This is a genomic window from Pedobacter sp. MR2016-24 (assembly GCF_026239655.1).
Taxonomy (GTDB): domain Bacteria; phylum Bacteroidota; class Bacteroidia; order Sphingobacteriales; family Sphingobacteriaceae; genus Pedobacter.
The window spans coordinates 311379-324779 of record NZ_JAPIVO010000001.1 but is presented as its reverse complement, the minus strand read 5'-3'; the positions used below and the strand labels follow the sequence as shown (position 1 = coordinate 324779).

The 13401-nt window shown below is 39.8% G+C and carries 12 protein-coding genes; 4 read left to right on the top strand and 8 right to left on the bottom strand.

Annotated features, from left to right (window positions below):
- Positions 1–43 precede the first annotated feature (43 nt).
- Complete coding sequence (locus tag OQX62_RS01480) at positions 44–811, top strand: dienelactone hydrolase family protein (protein ID WP_265829556.1); 768 nt, start codon at positions 44–46, stop codon at positions 809–811.
- A gap of 21 nt (positions 812–832) precedes the next feature.
- Here the strand turns inward: OQX62_RS01480 and hisS are convergent, their stop codons facing one another.
- The 3 genes from hisS to pdhA all read right to left on the bottom strand — a co-directional run bounded on the left by hisS (position 833) and on the right by pdhA (position 4973).
- A complete protein-coding gene (gene hisS / locus OQX62_RS01475; protein ID WP_265829554.1) occupies positions 833–2221 on the bottom strand; it encodes a histidine--tRNA ligase in 1389 nt (462 codons plus the stop codon).
- A 75-nt stretch (positions 2222–2296) separates the two neighbouring features.
- A complete protein-coding gene (locus OQX62_RS01470) occupies positions 2297–3949 on the bottom strand; it encodes a pyruvate dehydrogenase complex dihydrolipoamide acetyltransferase (protein ID WP_265829552.1) in 1653 nt (550 codons plus the stop codon).
- A 31-nt stretch (positions 3950–3980) separates the two neighbouring features.
- Positions 3981–4973: a pyruvate dehydrogenase (acetyl-transferring) E1 component subunit alpha gene (gene pdhA / locus OQX62_RS01465; RefSeq protein ID WP_265829550.1), complete on the bottom strand. Its 993-nt coding sequence runs from the start codon at positions 4971–4973 to the stop codon at positions 3981–3983.
- A 235-nt stretch (positions 4974–5208) separates the two neighbouring features.
- On the opposite strand from pdhA, the gene OQX62_RS01460 reads away from it, so the two are divergent.
- Complete coding sequence (locus tag OQX62_RS01460) at positions 5209–5763, top strand: C40 family peptidase (protein ID WP_265829548.1); 555 nt, start codon at positions 5209–5211, stop codon at positions 5761–5763.
- A gap of 76 nt (positions 5764–5839) precedes the next feature.
- Positions 5840–6967 carry a CapA family protein gene (locus OQX62_RS01455; RefSeq protein WP_265829546.1) on the top strand — a complete coding sequence of 376 codons (1128 nt, stop codon included), beginning with the start codon at positions 5840–5842 and terminating at the stop codon, positions 6965–6967.
- Here the strand turns inward: OQX62_RS01455 and OQX62_RS01450 are convergent.
- Positions 6964–7149: a hypothetical protein gene (locus OQX62_RS01450; RefSeq protein ID WP_265829545.1), complete on the bottom strand. Its 186-nt coding sequence runs from the start codon at positions 7147–7149 to the stop codon at positions 6964–6966. The two genes, OQX62_RS01455 and OQX62_RS01450, sit on opposite strands and share 4 nt — an antisense overlap.
- A gap of 122 nt (positions 7150–7271) precedes the next feature.
- Here OQX62_RS01450 and OQX62_RS01445 point away from each other — a divergent pair, with 122 nt between their 5' ends.
- Positions 7272–8195, top strand: coding sequence for an SPFH domain-containing protein (locus OQX62_RS01445; RefSeq protein ID WP_265829543.1), 924 nt, complete (start codon positions 7272–7274; stop codon positions 8193–8195).
- 101 nt (positions 8196–8296) lie between these two features.
- On the opposite strand, the gene OQX62_RS01440 is transcribed toward OQX62_RS01445, so the two are convergent.
- The 4 genes from OQX62_RS01440 to OQX62_RS01425 all read right to left on the bottom strand — a co-directional run bounded on the left by OQX62_RS01440 (position 8297) and on the right by OQX62_RS01425 (position 13063).
- Positions 8297–10429, bottom strand: a complete 2133-nt coding sequence (locus tag OQX62_RS01440) for a carboxy terminal-processing peptidase (RefSeq protein WP_265829541.1) — start codon at positions 10427–10429, stop codon at positions 8297–8299.
- A gap of 211 nt (positions 10430–10640) precedes the next feature.
- The gene (locus OQX62_RS01435; RefSeq protein WP_265829539.1) at positions 10641–11270 is read right to left on the bottom strand and encodes a hypothetical protein; all 630 of its coding nucleotides are present in this window, start codon (positions 11268–11270) and stop codon (positions 10641–10643) included.
- 70 nt (positions 11271–11340) lie between these two features.
- Positions 11341–12183: an isoaspartyl peptidase/L-asparaginase gene (locus tag OQX62_RS01430; protein WP_265829537.1), complete on the bottom strand. Its 843-nt coding sequence runs from the start codon at positions 12181–12183 to the stop codon at positions 11341–11343.
- 4 nt (positions 12184–12187) lie between these two features.
- Positions 12188–13063 (bottom strand): cyanophycinase, encoded by an 876-nt coding sequence (locus OQX62_RS01425; RefSeq protein ID WP_265829535.1) that lies wholly within the window; start codon positions 13061–13063, stop codon positions 12188–12190.
- Positions 13064–13401: the final 338 nt, after the last annotated feature.

The following is a 13401-nucleotide window of genomic DNA, read 5'->3' as shown; positions in this document are numbered from 1 at the left end:
GCCAAACATTGTTAATTTATAGCTGTTATATTAAAAAAATAAGATGAAAAAATTACTGACGATCGCCCTTACAGTTTTGGTATCTGCCACCTATGCACAGCTTAAACCTGTAGCCTACAAAGATGGCGCGCAAAAATTAAATGGTTTTGCTGCTGCACCTGCAAAAGGAAATACGAACAAGGCTGGTATCCTTATTCTGCCGGCATGGAAAGGAATAGACAAACACTCCAAAAACGTAGCAGACGATTTAGCTAAACTGGGGTATCACGCTTTTATAGCTGATATCTATGGGGAAGGAAATTATCCTGCGGATACTAAGACTGCAGGTGAACGGGCAGGTTATTATAAAAAGAATATCACAGCTTATCATAAAAGAATTGAGCTTGCCATGCAGGAACTGATAAAATCCGGTGCAGAGACCTCAAAGATTATTGTTATTGGATATTGTTTTGGCGGTACGGGCGCAATTGAAGCCGCGAGAATGAATTTTCCTGTTAAGGCGGTAGTTTCCTTTCACGGGGGACTTGGGCGTGACTCTGCTCGTGTAATCAATCCTATCCAGCCGAAGGTGCTGGTATTGCATGGTGCTGACGATCCCTTTGAACCTGCAGCTGAGATCATGGCCTTTCAACAGGAAATGAGGAATGCAAAAGCAGATTGGCAAATGGTTTACTATGCGAATGCCGTACACTCTTTTACCGAGCCGGAAGCCGGCAATGATAACTCAAAAGGCGCAGCCTATAACGAGCTTGCAGCAAAAAGATCATGGAAACATATGCTGATGTTTCTTGATGAAGTATTAGCCAATTAAGGCTAATAATCAGGTTCAATTTTATTCTGCCTTTAGTAAAGCAATTACATCCGGAGCGGATAGCTTTTGCTGATCTCCGGATTGCATATTTTTTATGGTCAGCTGCCCGCTTTCCATCTCATCACTGCCAATCAGGATTACATAGGGAATAGCTTTCGCATCAGCATAACTCATTTGCTTTTTAAGCTTGGCAGATGAAGGGTATAGTTCAGCAGCGATATCTGCCTCACGCATCTGTTGTAATAAAGGCAATGCGTATAACTCTGCAGCAGCATCAAAATTACTGATCAGCACTTTTGTACCTGCAGCTGCTGATTCAGGGAAAAGATTTAATTCTTCCAGCACATCATAAATACGGTCAGCTCCAAAGGAAATTCCCACACCTGTCAGCCCTTTTAATCCGAACATTCCTGTAAGATCGTCATAACGGCCGCCTCCACAGATACTGCCCATTTTAGCTTCGTTGGTTTTCACTTCAAAAATACATCCTGTATAATAGTTTAAACCTCGTGCCAGCGTAATATCCAGTTCCAGGTCAGGCGCTTTCAGACTGCTGTTCGCTAACAAGGCTTTTACATAGCCAAATACAGTTTCCAGTTCTTCTATTCCTTTTAGTCCGATAGCAGATCCTGCCAATACTGTTTTTAAACTCTCCAATTTCTCCGGATTAGATCCTTCCAGCAGAATCACAGGTTTAAGCTGATCAATCTCGCCTTCAGTAAATCCTCTTTCTAATAATTCTTTAGTCACCCCATCGAGACCTATTTTATCCAGTTTATCAATCGCGACAGTCATATCTACGATCAGTTCCGGTTTCCCGATAATCTCTGCAATTCCGGAGAGTATTTTGCGGTTATTGATCTTAATCGTAAAATCTGTCATCCCCAGATTGGTGAGTGCTTCCTGATAAATCAGCACAAATTCCGCCTCATTCAACAGACTCTCCGATCCAACAACATCAACATCGCACTGATAAAATTCACGGTAACGTCCTTTCTGCGGTCGGTCTGCACGCCACACCGGTTGCACCTGGAATCGTTTAAAAGGTAATGCGATATCATTCTGGTGCATGACTACATAACGTGCGAAGGGCACAGTAAGGTCATAGCGCAATGCCTTTTCACTAATCGACGAGATCAGCGCATTTGAATTTAAAGCGTTAAGATGATCTGTATTTGCTTTTGATAAGTAATCGCCCGAATTAAGGATTTTAAAAATTAGCTTGTCACCTTCATCACCATATTTCCCTGTTAAGGTCGACAGATTTTCCATTGCAGGTGTTTGTATTTCTGCATAACCATATTTCTTAAATACCTTTTTGATGGTATCAAAAATATAATTACGTTTCACCATTTCCTGAGGGGAAAAATCACGTGTTCCTTTTGCTAAAGACGGTTTGATATTTGACATGGGTGCAAAAGTACAAAAACTAAAAGGCATAAAAAAAGCTGCCGGAGCAGCTTTTTGAATATATTCAGGAAATTATTAAATCAGTAATCTAACCGGCTCTTCTAATAACGCTTTGAATGTTTGTAAGAATGCAGCACCTGTAGCGCCATCAACCGTACGGTGATCACAGCTCAATGTAACTTTCATTACATTACCAGGAACAACAGCACCATTTTTAACTACTGGTACCTGAGAGATTCCGCCGATAGCAAGAATACAAGAATCAGGAGTATTAATGATGGCAGTAAACTCATCAATACCAAACATACCCAGGTTAGATACAGTGAAGGTTGAACCTTCCCAATCAGATGGTTGCAGTTTTTTTGCTTTTGCACGTTGTGCGAAATCCTTAACCTCTGCAGAAATACGTGATAATGATTTGCCATCAGCAAAACGTACCACAGGAACTAATAATCCGTCTTCAACTGCAATAGCAACACCAATATTAACATGCTCATTGTAACGGATCACATCACCTCTCCAAGAAGAGTTCACATTAGGATGTTGTTTTAACGCAACAGCCACAGCTTTAACCACCATGTCATTGAATGACAACTTAACCGGAGAGAAGTCGTTCATTTTAGCACGTGCAGCAATAGCAGCATCCATATCGATGCTCATTGTCAGATAGAAGTGCGGAGCAGTAAATAAGCTTTCACTTAAACGTTTCGCAATTACTTTACGCATTTGAGAAACTGGTTTCTCCGTAAATTTCTCTTCACCAATATAAGCAGCCAATGCAGGAGCTGATTTTTCTGCAGGAGCAGCATCAGCAGATTTTGCAGGAGCAGCAGCTGGTTTAAAGTTTTCAATATCTTTTTTAATGATACGGCCACCATCAGCACTACCTGATACCTGAGCAAGATCAATACCTTTTTCTTTCGCAATTCGCTTCGCTAAAGGAGATGCTTTAAGGCGTGAGCCATCAGCAGATGCCGGTTCAGTAACCTCTTCAGCAGCAGACTCAGATGAAGCCGCTTCCTTAACAGGAGCATCAGATTTTTGATCAGCAGCAGGTTTAGCAGGAGCATCACCCTGATTCAGGATGCCACTGATATCTGTTCCTTCCGGACCAACAATCGCAATAATACCGTTTACCTTTGCCGCAGCACCTTTTTCTACACCAATATGTAATAAAGTACCATCAGCATAGCCCATTACTTCCATAGTTGCCTTATCGGTTTCCACATCAGCCAGGATATCATCATTTTTAATTTTATCACCTACTTTTTTATGCCATTCAGCAATTACGCCTTCAGTCATCGTATCACTTAAAAGAGGCATGCGAACAACAGTTACACCCATTTTTTCAAGGTCTGCATCTGTTAATGCTGCTGCTCCTGATTCCGCTTTAGGAGCTTCTTTTTCTTCAGCAGGTTTTTCGGCAGCTTTCTCTTCTGTAGCAGGAGCCGCAGCACCTTCTGCATCAAGAGCAGCTTTATAATCTTCGCCTTCTTTTCCGATTACAGCAATTACGGCATCAACCGGAACAGCCTTACCTTCTTCTACACCAATGAACAGGATGGTGCCATCCCAGTAGGATTCAAGATCCATAGTTGCCTTATCGGTTTCTACTTCAGCAAGTACATCTCCACTTTTAACTTTATCGCCAACTTTTTTATGCCACTTCGCCATTACCCCTTCGGTCATGGTGTCGCTCATCTTGGGCATTTTAACTACTTCAGCCATTCTATAATATCAATTGAAATATGTTCTAAAATTAATCTTGGTATGGATAGTCCTGTTGAACATATACATCTTTATAAAGCTCTTCAACTTCCGGGAAAGGAGATTCTTCAGCAAATTTCACTGCATCATCAACAATCTGTTTCACCTTAGCTTCAATCTCTTCAATCCATGCCTGATCAGCATATTTTTCGGTAAGGATAGCTTCTCTAACCTGCTCGATCGGATCTTTAGCTTTATATTCTTCTAATTCGTCTTTAGTACGGTATTTTGCCGGGTCAGACATAGAATGTCCGCGGTAACGGTACGTTCTCATCTCCAGGAATGTTGGTCCTTCGCCATTACGGGCACGTTGTGCTGCTTCATCCATTGCATTGTGTACTGCAACAGGATCCATCCCGTCAACAGGTGCACAAGGCATATCAAAACCTAAACCGATTTTATATAGATCAACCATGTTCGTTGTACGTTCAACTGAAGTTCCCATCGCATAACCGTTGTTCTCACAAACAAAGATTACAGGAAGTTTCCATAGCATAGCCATGTTGAAGGTTTCGTTTAATGCACCCTGACGAACTGCACCATCACCCATGTAACAAACATTTACATTCTTAGTTCCTTTATATTTTTCAGCGAAAGCAATTCCTGCACCAAGAGGGATCTGGCCACCAACAATACCATGTCCGCCATAAAAGTTGAATTCTTTGCTAAACATGTGCATTGAACCACCTTTACCTTTAGAACAGCCTGTCGATTTACCATACATCTCTGCCATAATACTGTTTGCACTTACACCTTTTGCCAAAGCATGAGCGTGATCACGATAAGTTGTAATCATTGAATCTTCTTGATTCAAGGCAGAAACCGCTCCGGCAACTACTGCCTCCTGACCGATATATAGGTGACAAAAACCACGGATTTTTTGCTGTCCGTAAAGTTGACCAGTTTTCTCTTCGAACTTACGCATTAGTAACATCGACTCAAACCATTTCAGATAGGTATCCTTATTAATTTCTACTGCACTCATTTTTGGCTATTGTTTTTTTATTTACGAGAGCAAATCTACTTTATTATTGTAATAAATCGAAGAAATACTGTAAAATGCGTGTGATGATTTCATATTAAATGTTAATAACTTCAATTATTTAACATATTTCATTTGGATGGCATTAGTTATTTACATAATTTTGACAACCTGACAACAAGCCCTGGTGGTGTACGTTTAAGTGTAAGTGCCTTTTACCCAAACTTAACAGTGTAACATGATAAAAAAGTTTTTGTTTTCTACCCTTATTACCCTGTGCAGCTTAACTGCTTTAAATGCACAGACTAAAACAAAAGAAACCAACAAATTAGAAGATCCTGACAACCTGGCTTCCCAATATTTTTCTCAGGTAATGGGTGTTGCAGTAGATGCGACTTCAAACATTAAACTTTATAAATTCATTTACGAATGGATTGGTACACCTTACCGCTTCGGTGGAAATACAAAAAAAGGAATCGATTGCTCAGCTTTCACTAAGGCTATTTACGATAAGGTTTTTAACACGACTTTATTGAGAAACTCCAGAGATATTTTCAGTATGGTAGATCCGCTACCTAAAGATGAACTGAAAGAAGGAGATTTAGTATTCTTCAAAATCAAAAGCACCCGAATTACACATATCGGAATATATTTAGGTGATGACCGTTTTGCGCATGCTTCTTCATCACGTGGTGTAGTAATCAGCAACCTGAACGAGCCTTACTACTCCCGCTTCTTTTATAAAGGCGGAAGGATCCTGGAATCTGCAAAGAAAGACCTGATCGAAGAATAAGCGATCCGAACAAAATATAAGAGTCCTTCTAATCTTTTAGAAGGACTTTTTTTATGAATATTAAATCAGTAAAAACATGATGAGGTACGGCAAAAATAATCAGCAAGGGTTAAAATTAACAGGAGCATCACTACTAAGCCTTTTTGCGTTTCTGATTGTGCTGAGTTGTGCCAGCGCTCCGGTGAATACGGCAACAGAAAACACTATAGATACACTAATCGCGACTAAAGATACCATCACCATTGTGGCGGTGGGCGATATGATGCTGGGTTCAGCGTACCCTTCAAAAAGCAATCTGCCTAAAGATGATGCGGCAGGCAGTTTTAATGAGGTGAAACCTTTCCTGCAGGGCGATATTATATTTGGGAACCTTGAAGGCTGTTTTCTGAACCAGGGAAAATCCACTAAATGTAAAGACACTTCCGGCAATAGCTGCTTCGCTTTCAGGATGCCGGAGCGATATGCCGGAATTTATCAGTCGGCCGGCTTTAATTTACTTAGCGTAGCAAATAATCATGTGGGCGATTTTGGTCTGACAGGAAGAAAACGTACTGCAGCGATACTGGACTCCTTACAAATCAAATATGCAGGCCTCACCACCCATCCTTATACCATTTTTGAGAAAGATAGCATTACTTATGGATTCTGTGCTTTTGCACCAAATGAGAATACCGTATCTATCAACAATATTGACAGTGCCAAAAGATTGGTTTCCTTCCTTAAAAAACAGGTAGATATTGTGATCGTATCCTTTCATGGAGGAGGTGAAGGAGCCCGTTTTGAGCATGTAACCAAAGCAAAGGAAATTTTTTATCAGGAGAACAGGGGAAATGTTTATGAATTCTCACACGCAGTTATAGATGCCGGAGCTGATATTGTTCTTGGACAGGGGCCTCATGTCACACGTGCCGTTGAAGTATATAAAAATAAGTTTATTGCTTATAGTCTTGGCAATTTCTGTACTTATGGCATGTTCAGTTTAAAAGGGCCCAATGGTTTTGCTCCTTTACTGAATATCAGGTTAAACAGGAAAGGAGATTTTCTTTTTGCAGATGTTACTTCGGTTAAACAGGATAAAATTAACCAGCTAACTATAGATCATAACAATACTGCTTATAAAAAGATCATCTCCTTAACAGATACAGATTTCCCCGGGCACCGCCTTCTTTTTGAAGACCAGACCATCCGGGTGAAGGCGGACTAAGCTTCGTCTTTCGTATTTCTGACCAGTCCTATACCTGAGAAAAAGAAGATGATACCGATGATACCTGCAACAATAAGTCCGCGGGTATCGACACTATGTTTAGTGAAGCCATAACCAGCATAAATAAGCCCGATAATCCCGAGTATAGTTAAAATTGTTCCAAAAGTGCGTTTTACGTTCATAGCGATTGATAGATTTATTTCGCTCATGCAATATCTGTGCCCAGATGATTCGGAAATTGTAACAGCTCGGAATGCAGATAATTTTGTATCTTGAAAGAGTTTAAATTATTAATTATAAACCCATGAACTACGCTTTTTACTTTTTATTATTCTTTGCAATTGTAGTCCTGTTTAGTTCTTTTGTGACTGTGAAACAGGGCACTATTGCCGTTGTAACAATTTTCGGCAAATACAGACGACAACTGAGACCCGGACTGAATTTCAAGATTCCACTGATTGAAGTGATCCACTCCAGGATATCTATACAGAACCGCTCCGTAGAACTTTCATTTCAGGCAGTAACACAAGATCAGGCAAATGTATATTTCAAAGCGATGCTGTTGTATTCTGTACTGAACCATGATGAGGAAACAATCAAAAATGTAGCTTTTAAGTTCGTTGATGCTGCAAATTTAATGCAGGCATTGATTCGTACCATTGAGGGGTCCATCAGAGCTTACGTAGCCACACAAAAGCAAGCGAACGTATTGGCGCAACGAAATGAAATTGTGATGCATGTAAAAGAGCAGATCGATATTGTATTGGAATCCTGGGGATATCATTTACAAGATCTACAGCTTAATGATATTACTTTCGATGATGAGATTATGCGTTCCATGAGCAGAGTAGTAGCATCAAACAATTTGAAAGCAGCAGCAGAAAATGAAGGTCAGGCACTCCTGATTACGAAGACCAAAGGTGCAGAAGCTGACGGTAACGCCATCAAAATTGCAGCTGCGGCAGAGCGTGAGGCTGCACAACTACGAGGACAAGGTATTGCCCTCTTCCGTGCGGAAGTAGCTCATGGTATGACTAAGGCTGCTCAGGAAATGGAACAGGCCAATCTTGATATCTCCGTTATCCTGTTTACCATGTGGACAGAATCTATTAAACATTTCGCGGAAAACAGCGATGGCAATGTAATCTTCCTGGATGGATCCACAGAAGGAATGAACAAAACGATGAAAGAAATGATGTCGATGCAGGTAGCCAAACAGAAGCCATAAAACAGGCTGGTTCCGGTTGACGGATGCTTATTATTCATTATAAAAAAAGCTGCAGGAGGTCTTCCTGCAGCTTTTTTTTTATGGATTATATTTTATTTAACTTACTTCTTTAGTTGAATCAGGTCTGCCATTACATGCATACTTTCATCCTCAAAGAAATCGAAGTTTTCATCTTTCTTGATTTTGTCTCCTTTTTTAACTGCAGGCAATCCTCTTGAAGCACGCAGCATGTTCAGTTTTTCAAGACTTTTAGCCTCAAGGCTGTCACGCTCTGCTTTCAGTTTATTCTCATTCAATGTAACCGAAGTCTCCAGATCACGTTTCTTCATATCTGCAATATCCTGGATCAGTGACTTATAGTCCAATGATTTTTTCATTCTTTCTTCATGCAGTTTAATCAGTTCCGGTTTCACTGCCGTTACACTATTCACGGGAATAAAATTAGATTTTTGAACCTCATCCCATGGTAAAGCAGAAGTTTCTGTGTCCTCACCTATTTTATCCATAGGATAGAAAGAAGGTAAAACAATATCAGGCATTACTCCCTTGTGTTGTGTACTGCTACCGTTTACACGGTAGAACTTAGCCATAGTCAGATTGATCTGTCCCAATTGAATTGGTGCGCCGTCTTTACCTGTTTTAACAGCTGCTCCTGAAGAAACCGGACCTTTCTGAACAAGACTCGCCAGGCGTTGTAAAATAGATGGATTAACCAATTTGTTCAAGTCTATTGAAGACTGGACTGTTCCCTTACCATAGGTTTGGGTACCAATAATTATCCCTCTCCCATAATCTTGTATCGCACCCGCAAAAATTTCAGAAGCAGAAGCACTCAAACGATCTACCATCACACCAAAAGGACCATCCCATGCTACACCAGGTTTCTGGTCTTCGCTTACTTCAACACTTCCTTTTAAATCTTTTACCTGAACAACCGGTCCTTTATCAATAAATAAACCAGTCAGGTCAATCGCTTCTACCAAAGAGCCACCGCCATTTGCACGAAGATCCATCACAATGGCATCAACTTTATCCCTATTCTTCAAAGTATCAATCAATAACTTCACATCACGTGTAGTACTTTTATAATTTGGATCACCAGCATTTGCAGCTTTGAAATCCGCATAAAATCCTGGTACAGTGATAATTCCTATTTTATAAGGCTTACCATTGGACTGAATCGTTTTTACTTCTTTTTTCGCCGACTGGTCTTCCATTACGATACGTTCCCTGTTCAGTTCGATGATCACAGGTTTGGCCGACATATCTTTTCCTACAGGAATGATTTTCAACCTTACTTTAGTTCCTTTTGGACCTTTGATCTTAGCCACGGAATTATCAATTCTCCAGCCAATGATATCTTCAAACTCCCCATTACCCTGTGCAACACCTATGATCCTGTCGCCCGCATTGATAAGCTTACTTTTAAAAGCCGGACCGCCCGGTATAACTTCATCAATTTTCAATACATCATTCTCTAATTTCAAACGGGCACCAATACCTTCAAAAGAACGCGCCATATCTTCGTTAAAAGCCTGTGCATTTGTAGGATTGAAATAATTTGTATGCGGATCGATAGCTTCAGTAAACGCATCCATAATGGTTTGGAAAACGTCCTGATTGTTCAGTTTCTCAGATTGTGATTTTAAACTTTTATATCTTTTTACCAGTGTTTCTGTATTTTTTGCCTGATCTGTACCAGCAATATTCAGATTAATCAGCTCATATTTAACTCTCTTTTTCCAGATATCATTTAACTCTGTAGTAGATGTTACCCATGGCATTTTCTCCCTGTCAAAAACGTAACTGTCATTCTGATTGAAATCATATTTATCTTTAATATGCGCTATAGCATAATCAAGCGTTTCATTATATCTTTTGGAGTAGACATTGAAAATATAAAATGGAGCACTAAGGTCGCCAACTCTGAAAGCATCATCCAGCGTTGTTCTGAACTGATCAAAATCTTTGATATCTGACGCTAAAAAGTAACTACGGTATGGATCGAGCTTGTTGATGTATTTATCCAGAATCACCGAAGAAATGGAATCATTTATAGTTATCTTTTTATAATTGTAGTTCTCTATAAGCGCGACGATCTCCTTACATACTAAACTCTGCTGTTCATCAGGCTTAATATTAGGGATACCTTCAACCATTTTCTGTGGTTTAGGAGCAGCCTGACAAGCAAGTACAGCGGCTGTGAAGGTTACCATTAATATTCTTTTCAACATCTCTTTAAATAATTTAAAATCCATTTTTGTATTATCAACCAATATGATACCAATTTCTCAAATAAACAGAAAAGAGACAGTATAATACTGTCTCTTTTCTGTAATCTTTACCAAATATAATTAAATACTTGAAAAATAAGTCAGCCTGACACCACTTATTGCAGGTTAACCTGCATATAAACAGCCCATTTAGCAATTGTAAATATTGCCTTTATTTTTTTAAAGTCTTTCTATCAGCGATGGTATTTCTTGCCGCTTTAATCTGACCTTTAAACTGGTTGATCTTAGCTATTTTAGCGTACGATTCTGCCCTGTTCAGATCCTTTGTAGCCAATGAGTATTCTTTTTTCTTAATCTTAACCTGCGCGATGCCCAGTATCGAATCAATATAAGAAGTATTATTACTTGTTTGTTTAGCTAAAATACCTTGTTGCGTATAAAACCAAAGCGACTGCGTCAGCTTATTTGCTGCCAGGTAAATCTTACCCAATTGATTGTAAGAAGCCATTTGCCCCGGTCTGTTTCCTATACGTGAGTACGTTTTAAGTGCAACATTCAGGATGACCTGCTCTGCTTCAGTATAATGTTCCATTAGGAAATGGACATTACTGAGTCTCAATAAAGAAGCGCCATAACGGGAGAACTTCCTGGAATTATTATATTCAAATGCGGCTTTGCCGAATAGTGTAAGTGCATCATTCAGATCCCCGTTTTTTTCTTCTCTTTCAGCCTCCTCGAAATAGATATCGCCATCAGCTTCATCCATTCCAGATACGGCAATAGTAATTGCACCATTGCCGGGAAGTTGTTCCGGCTGTCCGGGACTATTCGTTTGTGCCATCACTGAACTTGAAAAAGCAAAACATATGAGGGCGAAACAGAGTTTATACATTTTACAAATATATATCTTTTCAGTCAAATACCTGTAAACTAACATCAAATGAAGCCCAAACCATATAGGGATGAGAATCCGTATGATAAATTTGTCCGTCGGCAGTAATACCTATCACACCAGCGAAGCCATTAATCTCCTGAAGTTCAGTAAAAGATTTATCACAGGCATCTTTTAGCGTAAATCCATCTGTAACACGCGTAACAATCCGCGCTGCCAAAGCAACACTCACAATGTTTTCGCCTACACCGGTACAGGAAATACCTGCAACAGCATTTGCATAATTGCCGGCCACAGTTGCAGAATCACTTACCCTGCTGGGAATTTCAAAACCTTTCCCTCCGGTAGAAGTACCGGCCGCCAGATTCCCGAAGGCATCAAGCGCTACGCAACCTACTGTTCCCTTATTATTTAATTGATTCAATTTAAGTTCATACTCTTCCTGTCTTTGTGCAGTAATGGGACTATAGTACTCAAATCCATTTTTACGCCCAAAGGCAACTGCACCATCTCCGCTCAGCACACTGTCTTCGTATTCAAGCAATACCGATGCAAGCTGAATGGGATTCTTTATATCTTCAGCATTAATCACGCCCCCGAACTTCTGCGTCTTTCCATCCATAATGGAAGCACTTAACCTCACTTTACCGTCACTCTGGATTTGTGATCCCAGTCCCGCATTAAAAAGAACATTATCTTCCAGCAGCCCCACAGTATAAGTGACTGTTTCCAATGCGGTATGTGTTTTCAGGTACTTGTAAGACAGTGTTGCGATTTCAGCTAAAGCATCCTGCTTTGCCTTTTTAGTTTCCTGATTGGTGGAAGACTCGCTAAAAAAGCCCCCGTGTATAATGAGTTTCATCTGATTAATCTATTGGTATAACTTTGGGATGATGAATGGTTAGCTGATGTGCTGACAAATCGTACACATCACCATCGCACATGACATGGACAACAAGGTTCTTTATAGAAACAGGCTGGCCCATTTCTACATCAGTCAGGTTGGTATCCAGCATATTTCTACCATCTACCAGGATTACCATCCCGGAACCGATGGCTTCCATCTTGCTGCCGTTGGAGATATACAGACCTGTGTCTTCGCCCAATCCAATACCTAATATTCCAGGACTGCTCGCAGTAGCATACAACAATCGGCCAATGCGGCCACGCTGCACAAAATGCGTATCTACAATTACACCATCTATAAACCCCAGACCAGCAGTAATTTTAACCTCTCCTTTCAACAGCGCATCCTTACTGTTACCCTGATAAATCATGTTTTTAGAACTCGCCGCAGCACCCGCAGAGGTACCTGCAATTACAATCTCTTCATTTTCATATTTATCAAGTAAGATCTGGTGAATAGCAGTGCCACCAAATATAGATGATAATCTCAACTGATCGCCACCCGTAAAAATAAGCACATCTGCCGCCTTTACGCGCTCACAGTTTAGTAAATCATTTGCCTGTTCTCTGTTACCAATATTTAATACACCAACATCATGAACATCTAACTGAGCAAATGCTTTGATGTATTCTTCTCCTACTTTCTCAGGAACAAGAGAGGCTGTTGTGATAATCTCAAAACGTGATGCAGTATCTTTTACAGACTCAGTAGTAATACGTTTTAGAATGCCCCTCTCAAAAAAATTCATATTTTGAGGAAGTCCGAATTGTGTTTCAGTAAAACTCCCGGTATTTATTGCACCACCTATAATAATCAACTTGCCTTTTGGAACCATGTTTCGTTTTTCTTGTACTATAACTTCAAATATATGTTCCTTACTTTAAATATTACCATTATCAGCTAATAATATGTCCTGAACACCTAATTATTTCTTTAAAAATCCCATTCTTTGATTAGATTTATACACGTTTATCAGTAAAATATTTTGGCAGGCGATTTGCACGTTATCCTGAAAAACATTTATATATTAATGCTCCGGTTTCACAGCGTTTTTATGTAAAAAACCATAAAGAAAACGAGGAGCAGAAACTCAAACAAATTTTATTCATCTGATTTAAAAGAACAATAAATCCTGTCCTAAAAATGGCCCTGGTATTTAAAAATACAATAGAT

Excerpts from the sequence above, each read along its gene's own strand:
- OQX62_RS01480 (WP_265829556.1), top strand. The coding sequence starts at position 44 with ATGAAAAAATTACTGACGATCGCCCTTACAGTTTTGGTATCTGCCACC.
- hisS (WP_265829554.1), bottom strand. The coding sequence starts at position 2,221 with ATGTCAAATATCAAACCGTCTTTAGCAAAAGGAACACGTGATTTTTCC.
- OQX62_RS01470 (WP_265829552.1), bottom strand. The coding sequence starts at position 3,949 with ATGGCTGAAGTAGTTAAAATGCCCAAGATGAGCGACACCATGACCGAA.
- pdhA (WP_265829550.1), bottom strand. The coding sequence starts at position 4,973 with ATGAGTGCAGTAGAAATTAATAAGGATACCTATCTGAAATGGTTTGAG.
- OQX62_RS01460 (WP_265829548.1), top strand. The coding sequence starts at position 5,209 with ATGATAAAAAAGTTTTTGTTTTCTACCCTTATTACCCTGTGCAGCTTA.
- OQX62_RS01455 (WP_265829546.1), top strand. The coding sequence starts at position 5,840 with ATGATGAGGTACGGCAAAAATAATCAGCAAGGGTTAAAATTAACAGGA.
- OQX62_RS01450 (WP_265829545.1), bottom strand. The coding sequence starts at position 7,149 with ATGAACGTAAAACGCACTTTTGGAACAATTTTAACTATACTCGGGATT.
- OQX62_RS01445 (WP_265829543.1), top strand. The coding sequence starts at position 7,272 with ATGAACTACGCTTTTTACTTTTTATTATTCTTTGCAATTGTAGTCCTG.
- OQX62_RS01440 (WP_265829541.1), bottom strand. The coding sequence starts at position 10,429 with ATGTTGAAAAGAATATTAATGGTAACCTTCACAGCCGCTGTACTTGCT.
- OQX62_RS01435 (WP_265829539.1), bottom strand. The coding sequence starts at position 11,270 with ATGGCACAAACGAATAGTCCCGGACAGCCGGAACAACTTCCCGGCAAT.
- OQX62_RS01430 (WP_265829537.1), bottom strand. The coding sequence starts at position 12,183 with ATGAAACTCATTATACACGGGGGCTTTTTTAGCGAGTCTTCCACCAAT.
- OQX62_RS01425 (WP_265829535.1), bottom strand. The coding sequence starts at position 13,063 with ATGGTTCCAAAAGGCAAGTTGATTATTATAGGTGGTGCAATAAATACC.